The following is a 22,861-nucleotide window of genomic DNA, read 5'->3' as shown; positions in this document are numbered from 1 at the left end:
AAAAGAGATATAAAGAGCTTGCAGAAGACTTTGGAAAGGCAGAAGACCTTTCGGTGGCGCTTGGAGGTAGCTGGACCGCTCATTCCGAAGAAGTATCAGAGCTGCTTAGGGAGGCGGATAAGAAAATGTACGAGGATAAGGCAAATTACTATAAAAAGAACAATCGAAGAAGGCCTAGATCCGATTAATAAAAAAACACCCCTTCGCCAGTCAAGGCGAAGGGGTTTGTCATCAGATACCTTATATATTATGCAAGAGAAGCAGTGATGATTGCCATTGAGTAAACCTCAATAGCATTGCATCCTCTTGAAAGGTCATTGATAGGAGCATTCAGTCCCAGAAGAATAGGGCCGTATGCCTCAAAGTTACCCATTCTCTGAGCCAATCTTGTAGCCGATATTGCCGGCATTGATGTCAGGGAAGATGAAGGTGTTGGCATGACCTGCTACTGAAGATCCGGGTGCTTTCTGCTTAGCTACACGAGGAGAAACAGCGGCGTCAAACTGAAGCTCGCCATCGATAGGAATCTCGGGGTATTTCTCCTGAGCTTTTCTGGTTGCGTTCTGCATCTTTGTAACTGTATCATCCTTGGCTGAGCCCTTTGTAGAGAATGAAAGGAATGCAACCTTGGGGTCTTACACCGAATCTCTGAGCGCAGTTTACGGTCTCTCCGCAGATTTCTACAAGCTCGTCCTCGTTGGGGTTGATATTGATGCCGCAGTCAGCCATCGCAATGACTTCGTTCTCCACCGGTAGCTGAAGGACGAACAAGGATGAAGCAAGATGAAACGATGGTATTTTCGGGCTTGGTCTTGATGATCTGGAGCGCAGGTCTTACAGTATCAGCTGTAGAGTAGGTTGCACCGCCAAGAAGACAATCGCCAAGGTCCCATCTTAACAAGCATTGTTCCGAAATAGTTGGTCTGCTTGAGAATAGGAATAGCCTTTTCGGGAGTCATTCCCTTGCTTTTTCTGAGCTCGCAGAACTCTGCAACCATCTCGTCGAATTTGTCGTAGTTTTCAGGATCGATTATCTCGGCGCCCTTGATATTGTATCCGGCATCTTCAGCAGCCTTGTTGATCTCGTCTACATTTCCGAGAAGAATGGGCTTAATGAAGTTTCCGGCAAGAAGTCTTGATGCGGCCTCGAGAATTCTGGGATCAGATCCCTCGGGAAATACAAGGGTTTTGGGGTCTTTTTTAAGCTTTTGAATCATATCGCCAAATCCGTACATTTATTTATCCTCCTTAATATGTATCAGACATTTGCTGCTTTGTAAGCGCATACATGCAAAAATGCGCAAGTCGTATTATAGAACAATAAATATTAAAAAAAGTTTGATTTCGCTCAAGAAATCTTGATTGTTTTTTAACTAACATTTAAAATATTAATAAGAAGGGTATACTTATGGTATACAAGGAGAAAAGACTATGAATATGAATCCGATGATGATAATGCAATTACAGCAGAGAATACAGACCTTTTCAGCAGGAACATCCTAAGGTTCTGCCTTTTTTGACTGGCAATTAAAGATCATGCCTTGAAGAGGGTACGGTTATAGCTATGAAGTTACAACGAAAGATGGGGCGAACTCTGGAATCCAACATCAAGCTTACGGCTAACGATATCGATACCATAAGAATGATGATGGATCCGGAGGTCAGTGATCACAGGTTTTTAATGTATTGATCCCCTGACTTAACAAAATCGTATTTTTTCAGATATTCGCTGTTAAGGGTATCGGGCCCGCTTATAGGTCACAGCCTTGATTCCCTGCCTTTGCAGCTGAGAGAATAGAAAGCTTCCAATGGAGGAAGTCGCGATATTCGGGGGTTACATAATCCAGGCGGGTTTCAATAACCAGAATTTTCGTCGGGATTTCTTTTGCCCACGTAAATGCCGCCAGGGGGCACCTTCATGACATATAATGAAGGCAGTATTCGCATCGGAAAAGTCCAAGGACGTATTGGGAAGAATTTGAGTATATCTTCTTTTAATTTATCAATTGTATAAGTAAAAGGAATCCACAGTTGAGACGGATACAAGATCGTAGCTTCTGGTGGATTCTTTTGTATTACTCATCTTAACAGATGATAAATGTTGATGAGAACAAGGCAAAGGTTCATGATTGCTGTGGGATATGAATGGATGATGAAGGCCATAAACAGTAAATATAATGCTTCCTATTGAATTCACTATCCTCAGCTTTACAACCGATACCATGAGAAAGAAATCAGCACTAATGCAGATCCTGTGTATCCGATCGCTTCAATTATCATTTTATTTGTCATATCAATCCCTCTCGTAAGAACAGTTTTTACTATAATAAATGTTATCAGAATACATCTTTTTACGCAATTAGGCATGATAAGTGGATTGATAGATTGTTAATTGGTAAAAAACTATGATAAAATAAAATACATGAAAATTCTTTTGCCATAGTGACGGGTAGTTCGTATAAATTTACAGAATACAATACAACTGCTTTTCACAGGAGGCGCATATGAACAAAATAGCAAGATTGTTTGATTATCAGAAATATGAATCCAATTCAGAACTAGCCGACATTATTAGTGATGTTGAGTCAAGATACCCCGACAAACGCCGGGCACTTTCGGACGATGAGCTGGAGTTTGTTGCTGCAGCAGGGATACCTGACCAGGCTGGGATGAAAGAACTAAGGCCCAAGGAGAAGAATAAGGCGGGTGTGGTATCAAACCCAATTATTCCCGACAAGAGGCCGTAAACACTAGGAGTTTCTAATGAGCGGGGCACTTTCCAAGGAAGAGATTTACCTACAGTATAAAGATAAGGTTTTTGCGTACATCAGAAATCACGTAAACAGTCCCGAGGACGCTGAGGATCTTTGTGCGGATGTATTTGTAAAGATATATCAGAAGCTGGATACTTACGACAGTTCAAAAGCAAGCATTTCCACATGGATCTATTCGGTGACAAGCAATACGGTTATTGATTTCTACAGGACTAATCACATCCATTCCGAAATACCGGAGGATCTGACGGATGAAAGAAGTACCGTAGAGGAAGAGGTCCTCAGCCAGGAGAACCTCTCACTTCTTGCGAAAGCTTTAAAAGATCTGCCTCAGGAACAGATGGATATCATAGTTCTTAGGTATTACAAAGGATATACTCTCCAGGAAGTGGCAGAGCTTATGCATCTGTCTTATGGAGTGACCAAGCTAAGACATAGAGAAGCGCTGGGCAGACTCAATGAGATGCTGGCGTCATAATAACAAGTATTGCACAAGGAGGGGTCATGCGTTACGTTCAATCTGAGCATATCAAAATTGCCAATCTTGAAACCAAGATGGACACAGCACAGGAGCTGATTGAGAACTATATCTTTGATGTGGGTCTAAAGGGAAAAGGTGCTCTTAGGCTTAAACTGTTGTCTGAAGAGGTACTCAGGCTTGCAAAGTCTATTATGGGATATGGATTAATGGAGTTCTGGGTAGAGGGAAATTCCAGAGTTTCATACATATATCTCACAGCAGATAATCATATCGACAAGTCCAAACAGGAAGAGTTGATTTCAGTATCGACTACCGGCGAGAACAGCATGGAACAAGGCTTTTTCGGAAAGCTGGTGTCCATGTTCACAATGGAAGCTCCGGGAGCCGAGAAATGGTCTCTGAAGGATTATGAGGAAGAACTGAGGCACAAAAAAGAGGAAGACAAGTATTCACAGGAAGCATGGGCAGATCTGGAGAGATCGCTCGTTGCTAAACTGGCTGATGATATTGAGGTGGGTATTAATAAGGATAAGATAGAGATGAAGGTTACCAAGGATTTCTCCGAGGCCCTAAGTGCTATCGGTTCCAGAAAGCCCCAAACCCAGACAGAGTATACTTTTATCGAAAGTACCAAGCTGGATGAAGCAAAAACTCTGGAAAAGGGCGATGACCTTATAGAAAGCCTGCAGCTTTCCCCGAAGGATACGCTTCATATGAAGCTTCTTTTTGAGGAAACCCTGGGAATGCTAAAGTCTATGACTATGGACTATCATGCTGAAGTCTGGTTCGAGAAGTATAAAGAAGAATGTGCTTTAAGGTTAACAGGCAAGACAGAGATGGATGCCTCCAAAAAGGACAGTCTTCTGAAAATCGCAACAGACAAGGAAAACACATCTGTACATGGCTTTATGGGCAAGGTAAGCGATATTATCGAGAATAGCCTTCTTAACTATTCAGAAGTTATGAGTTTACAGCAAAAATATGGCGGCGGGTACGTAAATTATGGTACCATGGGTATGTACGGAAGCGTAGAAGGAATGGCTGATTCCGGTATTATGTGGTCGTTATACGAGTATAAGGACGCGCTGACGGATGCCCTGGATGGTAATGACAGCGCAAAAGAAGCCTGGGATGAGTTGGAGAAGTCCATCGTAGCTAGTCTTGCGAAAGACGTCCTTGTGGGTGTTAAGGGCGATCGAATAGATATAACAATAGTTTATGACCTTAATTCATGAATCTTATTTAGAGAGGAGACACTTTTATGACTATCAACAAAATTGCAAACGGAAAAGACCTTACAGTAGCGTTGGAGGGAAGACTTGATACTACAACTGCTCCACAGTTGGACGACGAGCTTAAGACAGCTCTCGAGGGAATAGAGAAGCTTGAATTTGATTTCTCCAAGCTGGAATACATCTCATCTGCCGGATTGAGAGTTCTTCTCTCAGCTCAGAAGGTGATGAACAAGCAGGGTAGCATGGTCATCAAGAATGTAGGCGAAGAGATCAATGAGATCTTTGAAGTAACCGGATTCGTCGACATCCTTACAATCGAGTAAAACAACCCAATAAGCAAGAGGCCTGGCCTTTTGCTTATTGTTTTATAGGACTGATTGAATGTCAAAAAGTATTTTTTAGAGAGGGAAATGAGGAATGAAAGAATCTTTGCAGAATGTGTTTATCAGAATATGCGCGGTGCTATTGATAGCTTGCGTAGTCGTGTCCAGTATTACAGCGGTTCAGATCATCAGAGTATATGCTGAAGAGGGCGGCGATTATCCGGAGAATACTATTGAGGAAACTGTTCCGGAACCTGTTACAGAACAGGAGGTTACTGAACCTGAGCCTGAGCGTCAGCAGGAAGAACAGTCAGATCCGTTTGATAATTATGATTTGACCTGCTATACACCAAATGTGGATTTTGGCAGTGTGTATCAGGGAACCAGCATAAGCGATAAACAAATAGGTATAGTTAACATCGGTCTTACAACTATACCGCTTACTTGGGAAGAATTTGATGAGAGTACGGCTTTTGACGTTGCTCTCGTAAAAGGGGAGAGGGATCTTGAGCCCGGAGCAACAACGACATTTTCAATTAAGCCCAATACGAATCTTCCTGCAGGTAAGTACACTGCAAAGTATCAGTTCTTTTCACTTAACGATTACAGGCGACATCACAGAGCGGAAGTTCTTGTAACAATGACCATTAAAGCAAATGAGCCATATGTTTCAAGCGTCGATATCACTCCCGGTTCAGTTTCGCTTCCGACAGGAAAGAGCTATAAATTTCAGGCTGCTGTTTCGGGTGGTAATGGATATAATGAAGCCGTTGTATGGTCAATAGCCGGACAGCAGAGTACCGGTACTACTATAAATGGTGATGGACTTCTTCAGATAAGTAGTGATGAAACATCCGGTTCTTTTGCGGTCATAGCTACATCTGTTCAGGATTCATCAGTAACGGACAGTGCCATCGTAACTATAAGTGCAGTAGATCATTATGTATATGTTGGCGCAAACCCCTCTGAGGGCGGAGCTGTTGCCGGCGGAGGAGCTGTAAAAGACGGCGGAAGCTGTACTATTTCCGCATCTCCCAATAATAACTTTAATTTTGAAGGGTGGTATGAAGGAAAGGCTCTTATTTCAAATGCAAGGCAGGTTACCATTTCAAATATTAAAGAAGACAGAAATATTGAGGCTGTTTTTTCAAGAAACACTTGTTATGTAAGAACATCAGTAAACATCGGGGACGGTGGAACCATTACAGACAGTGCCAGCGTACCTTATGGCGGAAAGATAACGCTTACCGCCAAAGCAAAGGCAAACTATTCCTTTGAAGGTTTTGTAGAGAATGGCAAGACCATCAGCAAAGCTTCTTCATTGGAGCTGAATAATATTACAAGTGACAGGAACATCCAGGCTGTATTCAGCAGGGATAAATGCAATGTTAATGTATCGGTTTATCCTCAGGATACAGGAAAATACGAAGGTGCAGGCACCTATAACAAGGGAACTAAGGTTGAACTCAGAGCACAGGCATATGATGGATATGAGTTTACAGGATGGACCATAAACAGTCAGGTTGTATCGAGGGATGCCAAGTATACTATCAATGAGATTAAGAGCGACATAAATGTTGTTGCAAACTTTAAGAAGAAGAATGCCACGACATATAAGCTGGTTTCCGGCATTACCAATGCGGGAGGATCCATCATACCAAGCGGCGATTATTTGGTTCCTGAGGGGGCAAGTCTGACTTACAACATGGTTCCGCAGGCTGATTATAACATATCTGCTGTTATTATTGACGGAAAGAATATAGGTGCTGTATCTAGCTATACTTTCAACAATATTCGCGGCGGGCATACCATTACAGTAAGCTTTGAGAAAAAACCTGCACCCGCACCGCAGCCTTCCTCTAAAAACTCTCAGACTGCTAAATCGGCAACAACCAAGAAGGCAGAGCCTGTCCAGAAGACAGAATATAATGAAAAAACTGCTGCAGAAGGTGCTGTTCCCGAGCAGCAGATCATTGATGCCGAGGTTCCGAAGCAGGATAGTCTTGAGGGCGAGGAATATGACGAGGATGTTTATACGCCGGCAGATGAAAGCCCGACAACAGACGGCACCATCGTTACAACAGGCGTAATGGCCAAGCATAATCTTGACGAGGAAACCGTTAAGAGACTTATCAGGGATGACGCTGTATATCCTATGCTCAGAGAGGCATTTGAAGACGGAACATTGCAGATAACAATCAATAACTCTTATGCGGAAAATCCTCAGGAAACATCGGAAGAGCTGTATTACAGCAAGCCGACACTGCTTAATTTTGAGCGTGTAGTTGCTGAGACGCTCTCTGATGACGAGAAGTTTGCTGTGCTTACCGGTACGCCAATATCCTTTAATGTGGATATCAGCGAGAATTCCGAGTATGTTGATACTTCCATTAAGTCGGCCATGCAGAAGAAGGTTGGATATAAGGCAATCACCTATTTCGACTTCCTTATCATGAAGACAAGCGACGGAACATCATCGATCATCAATAATACTGCAGCGGAGCTGGAGGTTATGATTCCGATTCCTGAAGAGTATCAGAAGGCAGGAAGAAAGTTCTGTGTGCTCAGATATCATAATGGATCTGTAGATATACTGGATGATATTGGAACAGATGACCCTACAACCATTACATTTAAGACAGACAAATTCTCAGAATATGCGATTGCATATGAGGCGATTAATATAAATAAACTGATCATAAGGTTTGCGATAATTACATTTATAGCACTTGTTCTTGCGGTTATCTGCTTTGCTGCTCTGGTTTCATATAGGAGATCACTTAGAAAACAACGCAGATTATCAAAATAATGTTACAATAGAAGTGTAATTATGTAAAAAGGAAGCAACATGAAAATTTCGTTTGACTTAGATGAGGTTTTGTTTGTTTCGCCGGACAACTTTGAGGTGGAGCCGGAACTCCGGTTCCCCCTCAATAGAATGTTCCCTGAACGGTTAAGGAAAGGAACGGTAGAGCTTATCCATGAACTTCAACGACGGGGGTTTGAAGTGTGGGTATATACCTCTTCTTTCAGGACTGAAGTTTATATAAATGCACTTTTTAGGCATTACAATATTCACTTCGACCAGATTGTCAATGGATATAGACACAAAAGAGAAGTTCAGGGAGATCGTGATGTTACTTTGCCGCAGAAAATGCCAAGCCACTATCGAATATCGCTTCACATTGATGATGAAGAGGTAGTTCAGCAGAATGCCAGAAGTTATGGCTATAGAGTCCTGAGAATATGTGATCCGGACCCGGATTGGGTACAGAAAGTCCTGGATGAAGCTGAGCGGGTGCGCAAAATAGAAGAAAATAACAATTGATATGTTTGTGAGGAGCAAAAACAGGCATGACAGAAGACGAGATCGAGAAGATGCTGGTTTTGGTGGAGTTGCTGTTTGAGAAAAACGGCGCTGTACCGCTGGATATTAATGAAAAGAACCGGGAAAAGTTTGGGCTTAGGCGGACCTTTAAGTATGGCGATAAATTTTACCGTGTTGATCAGGCGAAGTTCGAAGAGGACAATCGCCCGTACATGGTTATCAGCTGTACCGACAATGAAAAGTATGCTCAGATAGGAGTTATGGATGATATAGATGCGCTGGGCTTTGACATGTCGGAGGAGGTATTGGATCGGCAGGTCCGGATCGCTTTTGGACTTGAACCGGATGCGGATAATGACTGACGATAATAAGTGACCTGTAGGTGAAATATGCTTACAGGCCCTTGTAATGCCTGGACAGATAAAGTGAAAGAAGAACAAGGCCAACCGTTTCAGTGATGTGGTAGATAATGGATGTCCAGACTATACCGACTTCTCGACCCATAAGGTTTACGGTCTGCATCTGCAATACCGCAAATGAAATGAGGAAAAGAGCCAGAATCGCAAATGAAGACAGTTTCATGGCACGGTCATTAAGAAAGATTCCTGTCATGACGACACCCAGAAGAATTGCCGAGAGCATCTCAAGATATTTAAAGCCGTGGGTCATGTTATATAACATCACAAAAGTGCCATCAGTAAGGCTGGAGCTTCCGGAGAGGGCATCCATCAACATTCCGATGAAACGGCGATACATTATGGATGTAAAAACGTAAAGCATTTCCGCTCCAATGAAAATAACAGCCCAAAGCTGCTGCAGGCGGTTTACTGAAGAAACAGATAGGGATGCGATTTTGTCCCCAAGAAACTCCTTCTGGAGTTCTCCCATACTGTCTCGATCCTCCTTTGGAACGGTGTTGATGTAGTGGTTGAGTTTTTTCCATGAATAGTAGAAAATAAAAGCAGTGACAATAATCTGTATTCCGGAAATTGCCAGCTGACAGTTCCATAAAATGGCATCCAGCATGTCCGGAGAGCTGTATTGGCGGCCTCTTAGAATCAGCCTCAAAGCAAATTCCAGAAAGGCAGCCAGTATCTTTACAAGTGCAACTCCGAGGATTGCGTTTGACAATATATGTTTTCGAACATTTATATACATAATATGAACCTCGCTTATTCCATTAAGAATAGCATAACACATCTAAAAGCCTATTAGGAGCTAATGTATGAAAGAGATTAACATTGTTGCAAAAGTAGATAATCTTGACGATGTACTTGCCTTTATTGACGCTGAGCTGGAGGCAATGGATTGCCCTATGAAGGAGCAAATGCAAATAGATGTGGCTGTAGAGGAAATCTATGTCAATATCGCCAGCTACGCATATGAGGGAAAAGAGGGACCGTCTTCCATCAGGATAGAGAAGACTGCGGATGGATCTGCGGTTGCAATAACATTTACAGATGAGGGTATTCCGTACAATCCTTTGGAGAAGGAGGATCCGGATGTGACTCTGTCAGCCGAAGAGCGCCAGATCGGTGGCCTTGGAATATATATAGTAAAAAAGAGTATGGATGCTACGGATTACAGGAGAGAAGATAACAAGAATATTTTCAGGATAGAGAAGAAACTTTCTTAATTGTGCCCCAAACAGGAGGATTCATATGGAAGAGCAGATGAGGAAGATTGGTCGAGAAATGAGTGTCAGGATGGGATTGACCATGAGCTTTGTGATGGCTTTGGTGGGAACTTTAACATCAGGGCATTTTACAATTGTGGGATTTCTTGTCAGCTTTGTATGCAGCGCCATAATTGCATTGGTTATGGGCTTTTTTATTCCCATCGGAAAGATTACTAACGATCTGACGGTAAAGAGGGGGATGATTCCCGGGAAATTCAGTACCAGATGCGTAGAAGCCCTAATATCAAATCTAATTTATACACCTGTGATCACCCTTGTCATGGTGGGATTGGCGTATTTTATGGCAATGAAGCAAAGCGGTGGAATGGCACAGATTTCCTTTTGGCCAATGTTTCTGCATTCGCTTATAATATGCCTTGTTGTAGGTTTTGTTCTGATATTTCTTGTGCAGCCAATATTTTTTAGGCGTCTTATGAAGAAGTACAACATCCAAAAAACCCAATAATAATATAGAAGAAAAGAGGAATTAAACGTGGGAGTAGGAAAAAGGGCAGCATCATGCCTGCTTGTGGCTGCAATGACCATTGCGGTTGCCGGATCCGGTATAACGATGATACCGGCCGGTACTGATTATGGATATGAGTATGACGGTCAAGATCAGAGCCAGGGTCAAAATCAAAATGTGAGCCTGGCAGTGGATAAAAACAAGGAGGCATACCCGGTAACCTGGGATCTTGAGCAGATTTATGCCTCCCCGGAAGAATGGCAGGCCGATTACGATAAAGCATGGGAAATGCTTGGCAAATACGATGAATTTAAAGGTAAACTTAATAATGCTAAAAGCATACATGATTTCATGGAGTTTGCCTATTTGACAGAGCTTACTGAGATTCAGTGCAGATTATATACGTATGCGCACCTTGGAGAAAGTCTTGATCCAACCAATGCCATATATAAGAACATGAACTCCAAGATTGCCACCATGAATGTGGAAGAGAGCAAGAAAAATGCATTTGCGATTCCTGAAATTTATCAAATGTCTCTTGAAGAAAGGCAGAAGATTTTTTCAGATCCGATTTTTGATGGATGGGAGTATTGGGTAAGGGAATATACTGACCCGGATAGCGAGCCTCTTACAGAGGATCAGACCATGGTCCTCGCTGAAGCCTCGATTGGCTTTGGCTATCCAAGCCAGCTGTTTGATATTTTGAATGAAGTCGAGATTCCGCATCCGACGATAACTATGCCAAACGGCAGAGAAGAACAATTGACCGAAGAGCTCTATCAGCAGATTATTGGCGGAAATTACAGTGAGGATTTCAAATATTCCGCTTATAAGACAAGGATCAGTAAAAACAAGACTTACGAGAATACATTTGCAACGCTTTTGGAAGAAAACTGCAATCAGGCATATGCCAATGCGCAGATTGCGGATTTTGATACTACTCTGGAAGAGGCTCTTGATGACTATGACCTTGATACGGATGTATATTACATGTTGGTCGATGCGGCTCATAAGGGAATTCCGGAATATAAGAGATATTTGAGATTGCACAAGGAAGCCCTTGGGCTTGATGTTCAAAGGCCGTATCATATCTCGGGGCTTACTTCGTATTATTATCCCGGTATTACAGGCTATGATGATGCGGTGGATGAAGTTACAGAGGCTTTGTCTGTACTGGGAGAGGAGTATATAGCTCTTTTTCGCGAGATCATCACCAGTGGACATGTTGATGTGTATCCTGCTGATAATAAGGTCTCCGGGGCTTTTGAAACTCAGATGGGAACAGAATATCTTCCGTGGGTTCTTTTCAATTATTACGGGCAGCCGGATGATGTCAGCACCATTGCTCATGAGATGGGGCATGCGTGCTATGATGAGCTGGCAAACCGCAATCAGCCTTCTATGTACAGCGACCCTACCATATTTACCCAGGAAGTGGCATCAACTACTAATGAGCTTTTGTACTATAACTATATGATGAATAAAGCCCGGAACAACGAGGAAAGGCTTTACTATCTGGAAAATGCCCTCTATATGTTCAACGGAACGTTCTTTACCCAGATGATGTTTTCTGAGTTCGAGGATTATATGTACAAGACTGTTGAAGCCGGAGGTGCCCTTGACGCAGAGGCTCTGGGGGACAAATGGGTTGAACTCTGTAATGAGTACAGAGGCGGAGAAGTGGAATATCCGGAGGAATATCGCTATTATTGGTCGGAGATCCCTCACTTCTACTATGTATATTATGTTTACCAGTATGCTGCCGATGTGGCGTATGCAGCTTCTATAGCTGAACGCATCTCTTCCGGGGAAACCGGAGCTGTGGATGACTATCTGGAGTTTCTAAAGAGGGGCGGAAGTGCTTCACCGGTCGATCTTCTTAGCACAGCAGGCATTGACCCTCTTGATTCAGAGACTTATAACTATGCGCTGGAGTACTATTCCAGTCTGGTTGATGAGTATGAGAAGCTTACAAAGAGATAAAAAGCAACAAAAAAGTACCGCCACCGGGATCCTGCCGCAGTGACGGTACTTTATCTTTTTGGAAGATGATTCATAACTTATCTTCCTCCTTTCTGATATTTATATCGGATGGGAGGAAGTCTTTATTTAGATACGGAGAGGAAATTATGGAGGAAAAACAGCACAAAAGAAGAGCTCATTATTCGGGTAAATATCCCAAAAGATTTGAAGAAAAGTATAAGGAAATGGATCCTGAGAAGTATAAAGATACGGTAACGCATGTTATCTCAAAGGGCTCAACCCCTGCAGGGATGCACATTTCCATTATGGTCAAAGAAATATTGGATTTTCTTGATATCAAACCGGGACAGCGAGGGCTTGATTGTACTTTGGGATATGGCGGGCACAGCAGAAAGATGCTGGAGAAACTGGAGGGTCAAGGTCATCTTACGGGATTGGATGTTGATCCGATTGAGTCAACAAAAACTGTGGCAAGGATTCGGGATGCCGGGTATGGTGAGGATATCTTCGGATTCCGCCTGATCAATTTTGCAAACATTGATAAGGTCGCAGCAGAAGAGGGGAAGTTTGACTTTGTTCTGGCAGATCTTGGAGTATCTTCCATGCAGATAGACGACCCTAAAAGAGGGTTTTCTTACAAGACGGATGGCCCGCTGGATCTGCGGCTTGATCCGGAACATGGTGAATCTGCCGCTGAAAGGCTTCATAATCTGACAAAAGAAGAATTCGTGGGCATGATGGTAGAGAATTCGGATGAGCCCTATGCCAAGGAAATAGCCGATAAGGTGTTTTCGTTGATGAAAAAGGGCGATCCCATGGACACCACTACGGCCCTGAGGAAAGCTATAGAAGATGCGCTGTGGAAGATCCCCAAAGAAGATAGAGCTATGGAGATAAAAAAATCCTGTGCAAGGGTGTTTCAGGCGCTCAGGATCGATGTAAACAGTGAATTTGAAGTGCTCTATGCGTTTCTGGACAAGCTTCCGGGAATTCTCAATCCAGGCGGAAGGATTGCGATTCTTACTTTTCACTCCGGGGAGGACAGGCTGGTAAAGAAGTCCTTTAAAGAGTTTGCCAAGGCGGGAGTTTACAGCAGTGTGGCTGAGGATGTTATAAGGCCCTCCGCAGAGGAGTGCCGATTAAATCCAAGAAGCAAGTCAACAAAGATGCGATGGGCGATAAAGGCATAAATTAAGCCGAGGCTAAATAAATGGCCTCGGCTCTGCTTTTAGCTCTCTATCTGCTGTTTCGACTTATATTGAGGATTTCCTTTAGTATTTCCTTTGTATTTAGCATATCTTTCTCGCAATCCTTGCTGATTTCTATGCTGGACTGAGACGATGCCGCAACCTCCTCCGATGTTGCAGAGAGGTTGCTGATTGCGTCCATGACTCTGGTGTTAGCTTCTACGCAGGCGTCTACATTGCTTGAAATGGCGCTGACTCCATTGGTCAAATTGGTAACTTTTTCAAGAATTGCCTCGAATTTCTCGCCTGTAGCCGCAATTATCTCGCTTTGTTCATTGGCAGAAGCCACGCTCTTTTCCATGTTCTGGGATGCAGTATTGACCTTATTGATCAAATCATCAATGGTGGTTGCAATCTGGTTTGCAGACTCTTTTGTATGCTCGGAAAGCTGCCTGATCTCGTCGGCTACAACCGCAAATCCTTTTCCTGCGTCGCCAGCTCTTGCAGCTTCGATGGAAGCATTAAGTGCGAGAAGATTTGTCTGGCCTGAAATGCTAAGTATGGTGTCTACGATTTCTTTTACCGTATCTGCCGAATGCTGAAGGTTGGCAGTCATTTCCGCTGTCTCTGCATTGATTGTGGAGGCTTCATCAGATTTGGCACGAAGTTCTTTTACAAGGGCATTTCCATCTGTTATATTTGCGGTAACTTCGTCGGCATTGGCCTTCATGGCTTTGGATTGGTCGGCGATATGCTCAAGTGAATCGGTGATATTGGAGTTCATTTCGGTCTGGGTCTGAATAGCCTCAGCGGTAAGCGTTACTGACTGAGAGATCTGCTCGGAGGCTTCTGCGCTGGAGGTGACTTTTTCCGAAAGAGATTCCATGGATTCATTGGCATCTTCGAGCTTATTGGCAATCTGTTCACCAATGGACTGAATTATCTGTGCGTCCTTTTGCTGTTGAATTGAAGCTTCTTTTATCTCCTCAAGAGTCTCCTGATTCTGTTTACTGGAGAGCCTGACATAGAATACAGCCATGAGGGAAAGCATTATAGCAAAGAATGTATCTGTAAGAACCTGAAATCTTCTTGCGCTTACATCTGTCGCCCATATAAAAAACAGGGGAACAAATATGATGTTTATAGCAACTATGATTCCGGAGGTTATAAAAGTTATCTGTTTATCGGAGTATAGGAGTGACAGGATGAGTATTCCGGGGCCAAATGCCCAAAGATAAGCTACGTGGACCGATCCTACCATTACGACAAGATAACTTAATGCCAGTGTAGTCATCTGAATATAACGTCCCAGAATTTGTCGACCGTAAACGTAGTAGCCTATTATGGCTGCAATAAGAATAATGATCTGGAGAATAACCATGATTGTGGTATTGAGAATACCCACACGTTCGGCCTGGTAAACCACGGTGGATATTATCTCAAAAACCTGGATTATCAAGGCGAAAATAAATGCCAGACGATTGCTCTCATAAACCTGTTTTTCCTGAAGAGTCATAGAGAACCTCCTATAGAACCAAAAGTCGATAAACATTCTAATTCTATTGTTAACATTATTATGAGTTGCAATCAATTAAATAATGATTAATTTTTATTTTTTTGATTTTCCTGCTTTGTGTTTGGCTTTTGGTTTGTTCTTTGGGGGCTTTTTGGCCACGCTATATCCGAATTTACCGAGCTTATCCCCCAGTTCGAAATACTCGCCGTGAGAATAGGCAACAAGCCCGGCTTTTTTCATATCAAAACGCTGCTTTTCATCGAGATATTTGTCGTCTACAGTTACACATACAACCTCTGCGATAAAGAGATCATGGCTTCCGAGCTCCACAACGGAATGGACCTTACACTCGATATTCACGGGACTTTCAGCAATTCCCGGGGCATCTATCATTATGGATCTTTGAGGAGTCAGTCCCATCTCCTTATATTTGTCATAATCCTTGCCGGAGCGGACGCCGCACCAGTCACAGGCTTTGGTCAGCTTCTTACTTGTGAGGTTTACTACAAACTGGCCGGTTTCTTTGATGATGTCATAGGAATATCGCTCTTTTCTGACAGAAATTGACAGCATAGCTGGAGAACTGCAGACATTGCCGGCCCAGGCTACGGTTATGATGTTGGGTTTCTCTCCCTCACGCTGGCAGCTTACCATTACTGCGGGTATGGGGTACAGCATATTTCCGGGGCGCCATATTTCTTTTGACATTTATATTCTCCTTATATATTTGATATATAACATATATATTTGTTGAAACTAGACTTCTTCACATATATAAATGCGCTTGCTTTTCAGCCATGCCAGTGCCTGCTTCTCATCGGCAAAAGATCTTTCCGCTATAGCCGAGAGCTTTGCAAGATCGGTAACCTTGGCCATTATCACCGGTGAATCCGGGAGGACTTCCCCTTTGTCCAGGGCGTCAAGAGCTGTTTCTTTTGCCATACGGCGAAGATAATCCTCGTTCTGTATACAGTATATATCAAAAGAACTCTGAATTTTGCTGTAATCCTCAATTCTGTCAGAGCGGAAGTCTGTAATGGTCTCAAAGCCTAGCCATGAGTATATGCTTTCGTCTACAGGAAGCAGGAAGCAGAAGGGGATCTCCTCCGCCTTCATGTGCGAAAGAGCGGCATCGAAGAGCCTTGTCATATGCCCTTTGTGGCGTTCGGATGCCGTGGTTGCCACAGCGACAACGTAGTAAACTTTGGATTCCCGTCCGCAAATGCTCATCGTAAATGGGTTAAGATGAAGCATGGCCACGATCCGTCCACCTTCGCGACTTACAAATATGGTATTGTCTATGCACTTGTCCTCATAGTAGTAATCCACGAATTCCGGCGAGTCATCAAAAGCCTCTTCGTAGAGTGGCCTTGTGGCCTGTTTATCAGCACAGATTTCAATCATTTCCCGGCTGTTTCGCTTTCATAATAGTCTGTCGTTGCGTTTTCTGCTCCACAGAAGTTTGTCTGCAGAACCATGTATTTTTGAGCAAAACCTACAGGGTTATAGCTCTCTTTGGCCTGGCGAAGGCCTTCAATTCCCATATCATCTTCGCGATTGACCAAAACCGCATCAGGATAGGAATTCTGTAAAAAGAGCTGATTAATGGCCTGATAGATTCCGGGGATTTCCGAGTTGCCTTTTTCTATACTTACAACGACCATCTTCTCTCTCTTATTGTAAGAACCTATTGCAAAGGCTTCAAGCACATCATCAATAAAAATACCGCCTACAGTAAAGGTCAGCTTATCGCAGTTCCTGAGGATATCGATCACTCCGTCCTTTTCAAAAAGAAGGGTATCCTGATTCTCAGAGTCGTCCTCCTGCTTGGCTGAAACCCACTTGTTCATGAATTCTTCCAGGAAATATTCATCAGAACAGCACATGGTCTTGTACTCCCAGCGGCCCTCGTATTCTCTCATGAATTTATTTACAAGGTTTCGCTTTTTCTGGTATTTTTTTCCCGCAAGGGTACGAAGAGCTTCGGCATCGTAGAGATAATCCTTCAGATTTGGCTCTTCCTTTACAAGATAGTCGGGATTGTCCTTAAGCCCAAGTGCTTCCACGGCATCTTCATCTGCAAGATAGATCTTAAGCGGCTTTTTTAACTCGTTATTGAAATAGTCCTGAAGTTTCTGGAAATAGTCTTTTAATTCATCCTCACGGCAGTAGGGCATGGCAGAAAAGTATTCGCCCTCGTTCTTCATAAGAAGAAGCGCAGCACTGTTGTCCTCCATGTATACTTTCGTATTGTAGTAGTACTTCCAAATGTAGGTGTCCAGAACGGTACTGTCACAGGTTTTATTGTCTCTAAGAGAGTATATTTCAGAGAGCCTGGCGGCTTCATCAAACTCAGGTGTTTTAAATTTCATAATTTTTACCTCATAAATGTTCATTTCGACGCGATTACCGCTATTATATCGCGCACAATTTATGTTTACAAGATTTTGTGGGAATAAACGTTTTTTTGCATTATAATATAAGAAGTAAATCGTTTACAGATGATAATAAAAAGGGAATAAACGGATGGATGCGATTAAGGAGAAGACGCTTGATGAAGAGCGAGCACTATATGGAAGAGACGGTATTTTGGTTGAAAAATGCACATTTGACGGGCCGGCAGATGGGGAGAGCGCACTGAAAGAGTGCCGTAATGTCGAAGTCAGAGACAGCTTTTTTAACCTAAGATATCCCTTCTGGCATGACGATAATTTAAAGATCTCCGGCAGTGAGATGACAGATAAATGCAGGGCAGCACTCTGGTACAGCACAAATGTAACCATCACTGACACGAGGCTTCACGGGATAAAAGCCCTTAGAGAATGCTCGGATGTCAGGATAGGCGGATGCGATATCATATCGCCCGAATTCGGCTGGTCGGTAAAAGAGATTGCAATGAAGGACAGCTCTGCAGAGAGTGAGTATTTTATGCTAAGATCCGACAGATTGCGATTTGACAATGTGTCGCTTAAGGGTAAATATTCTTTTCAGTATATAACTGATTCTGAGTTCGATAATTGTAACTTTGACACAAAAGATGCCTTCTGGCATGCCAAGAATGTAGTTGTTAGAAACAGCATTGTCAAAGGCGAGTATCTTGCCTGGTACTGTGAGAATGTAACCTTTGAGAACTGCGTGATCAGCGGCACTCAGCCTTTGTGCTACTGCAAGAACCTTAAGCTGATCAACTGCAAGATGGAAGCGGCAGACTTTGCTTTTGAGAAGTCAGAGGTGGATGCATCAATAATAACGCCTGTTATTAGTATTAAAAATCCGCTTAGTGGAAGGATTACAGTTCCGGCCGTTAATGAGATTATTATGGATGACCCCAATGCAAAAGGGGAAGTAGTTATTATTTAACAACATGTATCTATGTACCGCTCACATGATACTGCCCACTTCATTTTTCAATTCTTGAGGAATGCAATTATGGTTGTATATCTGACAAGTAGTTTTATTTCTATTCCGGAAACGGTTGCTTATGGAAAAGAGGCACCGTCTGAGTGCTATGGCTTTTTTGAGGATCTCAAAAAAGAATGGCCAGGCGCGGCCAATATTCTTTATGTTCCCTGTGATCCGGCAGCAACCGAGGAAAATGAAAGTCAGTTAAGATCCCTGCTTAATGCTTTTGAGAAAGCAGATCTGAAGGTAAATGAGGTCCATATACTGGAAGAAGACCCGGAAGACGCGTTATCAGGATATATTTCCAAAGCTGATGTGATCTATCTGGCAGGCGGTCATACGCCGACTCAGCTTACATTTATGAGACGCTTAAATCTTAAAGATGCGCTTCTTGATTATAAAGGCATTATCATCGGCCTCGGAGCCGGTTCCATAAATGCCGCCTATAGCGTATATCTTGTTCCGGAGCTTCATGGTGAAGCTGCGGATCCTAACTACGTCCGGTTTTTACCCGGACTTGATCTTTCAAATATTCAGATTATCCCCCATGCTGAGGAAGTCAAAAAGATTAAGGTTGATGGAATGGACCTTATTAATGATGTTATTCTTCCTGACAGCTATGGAAGGCGCTTCTATCTTATTACTGACGGAAGCTACTTCAAGATCAAGAACGGAAAAACAAAGTTTAAGGGCATCGGAGAGGTTATAGAAGACGGGAAGAGGAGCCCTTTGAAGCCCGGAACAATCGTTCCTTATATGGGTTATTTTGAACAGCCTGTTATAAAGACCCTTCTTGCGGATGGTTATGACATGGTTGTATCTGTCAATAAGAAAACGGAAGTATGCGAAGTTTATTATCTAAGTGGTGACCTGGGCAAAGTATTTGCGGAGAGCAGATTAAGATTTAAAGATATCTGCTTTAAGATGTCCCAGTATGTTGTGGATGAGGAACGGGAAAATTTCCTGGATCAGGTAACCATCCCTGTTATTCTGAAAGAGCTGAAGGAAAACGGAGATTATGTAAGGACGGTTCATGTTGATACACCCAAGGGGCGCAGAGCTAAAAATGTCAGAGTGCGGGAGGTTCCGGGATACCCTGATTGGTTTCTCATTGTATTTTTTGATATTACAACAGCCCTCGATCATGACTGGATGACAGATGAGTATGCAAGAACCGGATTTATGGAGAGGGCAAGGCTCTTTATTTCCGAGCTTAAGGAGGATGACCACTATTCACTGGTTTATACCAATGTAAAGGGCTTTAAGGTAGTCAATGAGCTGTTTGGAGATCAGAGCGGCGACATGGTAATATTCCAGACCAGGGATATTTTAAAGAAATATCTAAAGCCGATACTTCTCGGAAGACTTGAAAGCGACCACTTTGTGTTGATAACCGCAGATGAAAATCTAAAAGACAAAAATATGAAGGCTGTTTGCAATCAGGTATTCCATATCGAATCCAAGGAATACAATTATGAGATCAGATGCGGTATTTATTCCATAAGCGGCCCAGGTAAGGAAATTACGCATCTCGTTGCTGGAGCAAAGCTGGCTGAAAAGACAATAAGGACCGGAAAAGGAAACCGTCTGTACGCATATTATGATGATACCCTGAAGGAAAGCTATGTGAAACAGCGATTCTTTCTGGCAGACTTTGAGAGAGGCATATCCGACAGGGAATTCCACCCTTACTATCAGCCTATTGTCGATGCCAGAACCGGTGAGGTTGTCAGTGCGGAGATGCTTATCAGATGGAATCACAGAGATCTTGGAATGGTATCCCCGGGCGATTTTGTACCGGTTATTGAGTCTGAGGGCAAGATGTCATCTTTGGATAGCTTTATGCTTGGATGTGGGATTGATTTTCTGGCGGAGCGTACCAGGGAAGGGAAAAGAAATGTCCCCTGCGCCATAAATCTCTCAAGAGTAGACTTTTACGACCCGCATTTTATTGAGAGTATTTTCGAGCGCATCAAAGACAAGAAGATAGACCCTTCTTTAATAAGGTTTGAGGTAACCGAGTCTGCCTATGCCGACCTTGAAGCCAAATCCATGGAATACCTTGAGAAAATGAAGAACAAAGGCATCAAGATCCTTTTGGATGACTTCGGAAGCGGAATGAGTTCCCTGTCCATGCTTGAAACCTTTGATTTTGATGTGATCAAGCTCGATATCGGATTTATCAGGAAAATCGGCATAAATGATAAGGCGGAAGCCATAATTGTTTCTACCATCAATCTGGCTCATTCCATAGGGGCAACAGTAACAGCCGAAGGTGTTGAGACAGAAGAACAGCTCGCATTTTTGCGAGCTGCGGGTTGCGACTATATTCAGGGATATTACTTCTTCAAGCCACTTCCGGAACGTGGATTCGCGGATGTGCTGTAATCAGATCAGCTGATTGAATATGATACTTCAAATATCTCTCCGGGATTGAGGCGGTTTCCGTGTTCTCTCTCGGAGAGTTCTTTATTGAACCCGGCTCTGTCGCAGCGGCCATACCAGGGCTCTATGCACACAAAAGGTGCATTTTGGCCGGCGGGAGACCATATGCCTACAATGGGGGCATCAAATCTAACGCGGACCTGTTCTTCATTATCTAAAGTCAGCAGGGCAACTTCATCTACCTGCCTGTCCTCAAGTATAATAGTGTCAATATCGAATAATTCCTTAGAGAGGCGAAGTTGCCCGTTTTCAAGAGCATATTTGTCTATTCTGTCGCATACGCATCCGCTTCCGTCATTGGCAAGAACGCCGGACTTAAGGTTACCGGAAACCGGCGCACCATCCTTGAAGAATGCAAGCTTCGAGTTCCCAAGATCACAGTTGAATGCCGGGTGACCCCCGATTGAGAAAAGGAGCTCTTTTTCCGCAGGGTTTTTGACAGTCCAGGAAATTGTTACGCCGTTTTCGTTCAGCTGATATCCTATCTGCAGAACAAACTCAAAAGGATATGCGGCCAGAGTATCCTCGTTAGACTCAAGTTCAAACAAAAGCCCTTTTTCTGAAGCATTTATCAGCTTAAAATCTCTGTCTCTGGCAAACCCGTGCTGAGACATCTTATATGTCCTGCCTTCATATCTGAACTCTTTTCCGTAGAAGTTTCCAACTACAGGGAAAAGAATCGGTGAAGTACGGCCCCAGAACCTGGGATCTGCCTGCCACATAAGCTCTTTGCCATGTTTTTTAAGTGATCTGATTTCTGCTCCATGTTCGGATACTTGTAATTCGTATGTACTGTTCCTAAGGGTGTGTTCCACGGTTGGCACCTCTCTTATCATGTATTTACTAATAATTGTGACACTTCCTCATGTATGTTGTAAAGAACGCATCCACCGTTATGTTCCTCAAGGAGATATCCGCCCTCACGAAGCTTCACGAACAGAGGAGAATTAAGTGCTTCTCTAAGAGAAGTCTTTTTTACATTTATATCTGAGTATGGTGAGAAGGGACAGGGCTCTGCTCCGCCGTGGGAGTTAATGTGAAAGAAGCCTCTTCCTGCGGCGATGCAGCCACCGGAGCTCTTCTCGTCCCCGGGGAAGGATACAAATACCATCTCGGGGCATTCTTTGCGAAGCCTTGCAATTTCTCCAGTGAGATAGTCTCTTTCTTCATCTCCGGGTGCGAGATGGGTACTCTCGTCTGTAACAGGAACATATTCTACGTAAATTATCAGTTTACAGCCCCTGTCCTTAAGGCTGTTTATAAAGCTGTCTGAAGTTACTTCATTTATATTCTCGGTTGTGACAGTCACGGAAGCGCCATAGATAAGGCCGCGGTCCTTGAGTTCATCCATATTCGAGATGAGTTTGTCATAAACACCATCTCCGCGCCTTGAATCTGTAGCCTCTTTGTTGCCCTCGATACTCATAACAGGGATGAGATTTCTGTGCTTGTCAAAGAGTTCCATGTATGTGTCAGCCATATAGGTTCCGTTGGTAAATACAGGGAAAAGAATGTTCGGATACTTGCAGGCTGTATCGATAACGTCGCGTCTAAGAAGCGGCTCTCCTCCGGCAAGCAATATAAAGCTTATGCCAAGATCGTCAGCTTCGCTGAAAATTTTACCCCAATCGCCGGAAGTAAGTTGTTCTACAGGCTCTGTATCGGTGGTTGCGTTATTGCAACGGGAATAACATCCTGCGCAGTGCAGATTACAGCTACTGGTGATGCTGGCTATAAGGAATGGCGGAATATTTTCACCGTTTTCCTGGGCTTTCTTGCGGCGCTTGGTTGCTGATTTGCTGGCCATTGCAAACTGGGCCATGAACAGGCTCTCTGTTGGATCCTTAAATGTGGCCTTGATGGCATCGGCGACAATTCTCTCTACGCCTTTGGTCATATATGCCTGAATGTCGAAATTTTCCATGACTAATCCCCTTTTATTATACTGGTACTAGAATTACACAAATTAGATTGTATACAATTAAATATAAAAAGTCAATATACTTTACGTGTATAATATATAAACAAATTATTTTCAGGGAA

21 protein-coding genes and 2 pseudogenes are annotated in these 22,861 nt (G+C 43.2%); 15 read left to right on the top strand and 8 right to left on the bottom strand.

What is annotated here, in order from left to right:
• A pseudogene (locus T456_RS22720) lies at window positions 1-188 on the top strand (hypothetical protein); the annotation flags it as partial.
• Window positions 189-247: 59 nt separating this feature from the next.
• On the opposite strand, the pseudogene pta reads toward T456_RS22720, so the two are convergent.
• A pseudogene (pta, locus tag T456_RS24030) lies at window positions 248-1,235 on the bottom strand (phosphate acetyltransferase).
• A 329-nt stretch (window positions 1,236-1,564) separates the two neighbouring features.
• Between pta and T456_RS23350 the strand changes: the two are divergent.
• From T456_RS23350 to T456_RS0103425, 8 genes are all read left to right on the top strand, one after another.
• Window positions 1,565-1,690, top strand: coding sequence for a hypothetical protein (locus T456_RS23350; RefSeq protein WP_278246911.1), 126 nt, complete (start codon window positions 1,565-1,567; stop codon window positions 1,688-1,690).
• Window positions 1,691-2,504: 814 nt separating this feature from the next.
• Window positions 2,505-2,747: a hypothetical protein gene (locus T456_RS0103455; RefSeq protein WP_024864931.1), complete on the top strand. Its 243-nt coding sequence runs from the start codon at window positions 2,505-2,507 to the stop codon at window positions 2,745-2,747.
• Between the two features lie 16 nt (window positions 2,748-2,763).
• On the top strand, window positions 2,764-3,252 hold the full coding sequence (locus T456_RS0103450) for an RNA polymerase sigma factor (RefSeq protein ID WP_024864930.1): 489 nt from the start codon (window positions 2,764-2,766) through the stop codon (window positions 3,250-3,252).
• A 26-nt stretch (window positions 3,253-3,278) separates the two neighbouring features.
• On the top strand, window positions 3,279-4,490 hold the full coding sequence (locus T456_RS0103445) for a hypothetical protein (RefSeq protein ID WP_024864929.1): 1,212 nt from the start codon (window positions 3,279-3,281) through the stop codon (window positions 4,488-4,490).
• Window positions 4,491-4,516: 26 nt separating this feature from the next.
• Window positions 4,517-4,813, top strand: coding sequence for an STAS domain-containing protein (locus T456_RS0103440; RefSeq protein ID WP_024864928.1), 297 nt, complete (start codon window positions 4,517-4,519; stop codon window positions 4,811-4,813).
• 94 nt (window positions 4,814-4,907) lie between these two features.
• On the top strand, window positions 4,908-7,622 hold the full coding sequence (locus tag T456_RS0103435; protein WP_024864927.1) for an InlB B-repeat-containing protein: 2,715 nt from the start codon (window positions 4,908-4,910) through the stop codon (window positions 7,620-7,622).
• Between the two features lie 39 nt (window positions 7,623-7,661).
• Complete coding sequence (locus T456_RS0103430; protein ID WP_024864926.1) at window positions 7,662-8,141, top strand: HAD family hydrolase; 480 nt, start codon at window positions 7,662-7,664, stop codon at window positions 8,139-8,141.
• Window positions 8,142-8,167: 26 nt separating this feature from the next.
• On the top strand, window positions 8,168-8,503 hold the full coding sequence (locus tag T456_RS0103425) for a hypothetical protein (protein ID WP_024864925.1): 336 nt from the start codon (window positions 8,168-8,170) through the stop codon (window positions 8,501-8,503).
• Between the two features lie 31 nt (window positions 8,504-8,534).
• Here T456_RS0103425 and T456_RS0103420 read toward each other — a convergent pair whose 3' ends face one another.
• Entirely contained in the window at window positions 8,535-9,299 is a 765-nt protein-coding gene (locus tag T456_RS0103420; protein WP_024864924.1) for a hypothetical protein, read from the bottom strand.
• Between the two features lie 67 nt (window positions 9,300-9,366).
• On the opposite strand from T456_RS0103420, the gene T456_RS0103415 reads away from it, so the two are divergent.
• From T456_RS0103415 to rsmH, 4 genes are all read left to right on the top strand, one after another.
• Complete coding sequence (locus tag T456_RS0103415) at window positions 9,367-9,777, top strand: ATP-binding protein (RefSeq protein ID WP_024864923.1); 411 nt, start codon at window positions 9,367-9,369, stop codon at window positions 9,775-9,777.
• Window positions 9,778-9,802: 25 nt separating this feature from the next.
• Window positions 9,803-10,285 carry a hypothetical protein gene (locus T456_RS0103410; RefSeq protein WP_024864922.1) on the top strand — a complete coding sequence of 161 codons (483 nt, stop codon included), beginning with the start codon at window positions 9,803-9,805 and terminating at the stop codon, window positions 10,283-10,285.
• Window positions 10,286-10,312: 27 nt separating this feature from the next.
• Window positions 10,313-12,268: a M3 family metallopeptidase gene (locus tag T456_RS0103405; RefSeq protein ID WP_024864921.1), complete on the top strand. Its 1,956-nt coding sequence runs from the start codon at window positions 10,313-10,315 to the stop codon at window positions 12,266-12,268.
• Between the two features lie 146 nt (window positions 12,269-12,414).
• Window positions 12,415-13,458, top strand: coding sequence for a 16S rRNA (cytosine(1402)-N(4))-methyltransferase RsmH (gene rsmH / locus T456_RS0103400; RefSeq protein ID WP_024864920.1), 1,044 nt, complete (start codon window positions 12,415-12,417; stop codon window positions 13,456-13,458).
• A gap of 46 nt (window positions 13,459-13,504) precedes the next feature.
• On the opposite strand, the gene T456_RS0103395 is transcribed toward rsmH, so the two are convergent.
• The 4 genes from T456_RS0103395 to T456_RS0103380 all read right to left on the bottom strand — a co-directional run bounded on the left by T456_RS0103395 (window position 13,505) and on the right by T456_RS0103380 (window position 17,343).
• Complete coding sequence (locus tag T456_RS0103395) at window positions 13,505-14,971, bottom strand: methyl-accepting chemotaxis protein (RefSeq protein WP_024864919.1); 1,467 nt, start codon at window positions 14,969-14,971, stop codon at window positions 13,505-13,507.
• A 93-nt stretch (window positions 14,972-15,064) separates the two neighbouring features.
• Window positions 15,065-15,679: a flavin reductase family protein gene (locus tag T456_RS0103390; protein WP_024864918.1), complete on the bottom strand. Its 615-nt coding sequence runs from the start codon at window positions 15,677-15,679 to the stop codon at window positions 15,065-15,067.
• Window positions 15,680-15,727: 48 nt separating this feature from the next.
• The gene (locus T456_RS21015) at window positions 15,728-16,375 is read right to left on the bottom strand and encodes a GNAT family N-acetyltransferase (protein WP_024864917.1); all 648 of its coding nucleotides are present in this window, start codon (window positions 16,373-16,375) and stop codon (window positions 15,728-15,730) included.
• Window positions 16,372-17,343 (bottom strand): DUF2156 domain-containing protein, encoded by a 972-nt coding sequence (locus T456_RS0103380; RefSeq protein WP_051464961.1) that lies wholly within the window; start codon window positions 17,341-17,343, stop codon window positions 16,372-16,374. Before T456_RS0103380 ends, T456_RS21015 begins: the two co-directional genes overlap by 4 nt.
• A gap of 154 nt (window positions 17,344-17,497) precedes the next feature.
• On the opposite strand from T456_RS0103380, the gene T456_RS19080 reads away from it, so the two are divergent.
• On the top strand, window positions 17,498-18,331 hold the full coding sequence (locus tag T456_RS19080) for a DUF3737 family protein (RefSeq protein ID WP_035801114.1): 834 nt from the start codon (window positions 17,498-17,500) through the stop codon (window positions 18,329-18,331).
• 69 nt (window positions 18,332-18,400) lie between these two features.
• Window positions 18,401-20,761 (top strand): EAL domain-containing protein, encoded by a 2,361-nt coding sequence (locus T456_RS19075; RefSeq protein WP_035801113.1) that lies wholly within the window; start codon window positions 18,401-18,403, stop codon window positions 20,759-20,761.
• Window positions 20,762-20,766: 5 nt separating this feature from the next.
• Here T456_RS19075 and T456_RS0103370 read toward each other — a convergent pair whose 3' ends face one another.
• Together T456_RS0103370 and T456_RS0103365 are read right to left on the bottom strand one after the other, a co-directional pair.
• Window positions 20,767-21,633 (bottom strand): aldose 1-epimerase family protein, encoded by an 867-nt coding sequence (locus T456_RS0103370; RefSeq protein WP_024864915.1) that lies wholly within the window; start codon window positions 21,631-21,633, stop codon window positions 20,767-20,769.
• A gap of 17 nt (window positions 21,634-21,650) precedes the next feature.
• Window positions 21,651-22,742 (bottom strand): radical SAM protein, encoded by a 1,092-nt coding sequence (locus T456_RS0103365; protein WP_024864914.1) that lies wholly within the window; start codon window positions 22,740-22,742, stop codon window positions 21,651-21,653.
• Between the last annotated feature and the right edge of the window lie 119 nt (window positions 22,743-22,861).

Origin of the sequence: Butyrivibrio sp. FCS014 (assembly GCF_000526935.1) — a bacterium.
Lineage (GTDB): Bacteria > Bacillota > Clostridia > Lachnospirales > Lachnospiraceae > Butyrivibrio.
This window is presented reverse-complemented; position numbering and strand designations above follow the sequence as displayed.

Excerpts from the sequence above, each read along its gene's own strand:
- T456_RS23350 (WP_278246911.1), top strand. The coding sequence starts at position 1,565 with ATGAAGTTACAACGAAAGATGGGGCGAACTCTGGAATCCAACATCAAG.
- T456_RS0103455 (WP_024864931.1), top strand. The coding sequence starts at position 2,505 with ATGAACAAAATAGCAAGATTGTTTGATTATCAGAAATATGAATCCAAT.
- T456_RS0103450 (WP_024864930.1), top strand. The coding sequence starts at position 2,764 with ATGAGCGGGGCACTTTCCAAGGAAGAGATTTACCTACAGTATAAAGAT.
- T456_RS0103445 (WP_024864929.1), top strand. The coding sequence starts at position 3,279 with ATGCGTTACGTTCAATCTGAGCATATCAAAATTGCCAATCTTGAAACC.
- T456_RS0103440 (WP_024864928.1), top strand. The coding sequence starts at position 4,517 with ATGACTATCAACAAAATTGCAAACGGAAAAGACCTTACAGTAGCGTTG.
- T456_RS0103435 (WP_024864927.1), top strand. The coding sequence starts at position 4,908 with ATGAAAGAATCTTTGCAGAATGTGTTTATCAGAATATGCGCGGTGCTA.
- T456_RS0103430 (WP_024864926.1), top strand. The coding sequence starts at position 7,662 with ATGAAAATTTCGTTTGACTTAGATGAGGTTTTGTTTGTTTCGCCGGAC.
- T456_RS0103425 (WP_024864925.1), top strand. The coding sequence starts at position 8,168 with ATGACAGAAGACGAGATCGAGAAGATGCTGGTTTTGGTGGAGTTGCTG.
- T456_RS0103420 (WP_024864924.1), bottom strand. The coding sequence starts at position 9,299 with ATGTATATAAATGTTCGAAAACATATATTGTCAAACGCAATCCTCGGA.
- T456_RS0103415 (WP_024864923.1), top strand. The coding sequence starts at position 9,367 with ATGAAAGAGATTAACATTGTTGCAAAAGTAGATAATCTTGACGATGTA.
- T456_RS0103410 (WP_024864922.1), top strand. The coding sequence starts at position 9,803 with ATGGAAGAGCAGATGAGGAAGATTGGTCGAGAAATGAGTGTCAGGATG.
- rsmH (WP_024864920.1), top strand. The coding sequence starts at position 12,415 with ATGGAGGAAAAACAGCACAAAAGAAGAGCTCATTATTCGGGTAAATAT.
- T456_RS0103395 (WP_024864919.1), bottom strand. The coding sequence starts at position 14,971 with ATGACTCTTCAGGAAAAACAGGTTTATGAGAGCAATCGTCTGGCATTT.
- T456_RS0103390 (WP_024864918.1), bottom strand. The coding sequence starts at position 15,679 with ATGTCAAAAGAAATATGGCGCCCCGGAAATATGCTGTACCCCATACCC.
- T456_RS21015 (WP_024864917.1), bottom strand. The coding sequence starts at position 16,375 with ATGATTGAAATCTGTGCTGATAAACAGGCCACAAGGCCACTCTACGAA.
- T456_RS0103380 (WP_051464961.1), bottom strand. The coding sequence starts at position 17,343 with ATGAAATTTAAAACACCTGAGTTTGATGAAGCCGCCAGGCTCTCTGAA.
- T456_RS19080 (WP_035801114.1), top strand. The coding sequence starts at position 17,498 with ATGGATGCGATTAAGGAGAAGACGCTTGATGAAGAGCGAGCACTATAT.
- T456_RS19075 (WP_035801113.1), top strand. The coding sequence starts at position 18,401 with ATGGTTGTATATCTGACAAGTAGTTTTATTTCTATTCCGGAAACGGTT.
- T456_RS0103365 (WP_024864914.1), bottom strand. The coding sequence starts at position 22,742 with ATGGAAAATTTCGACATTCAGGCATATATGACCAAAGGCGTAGAGAGA.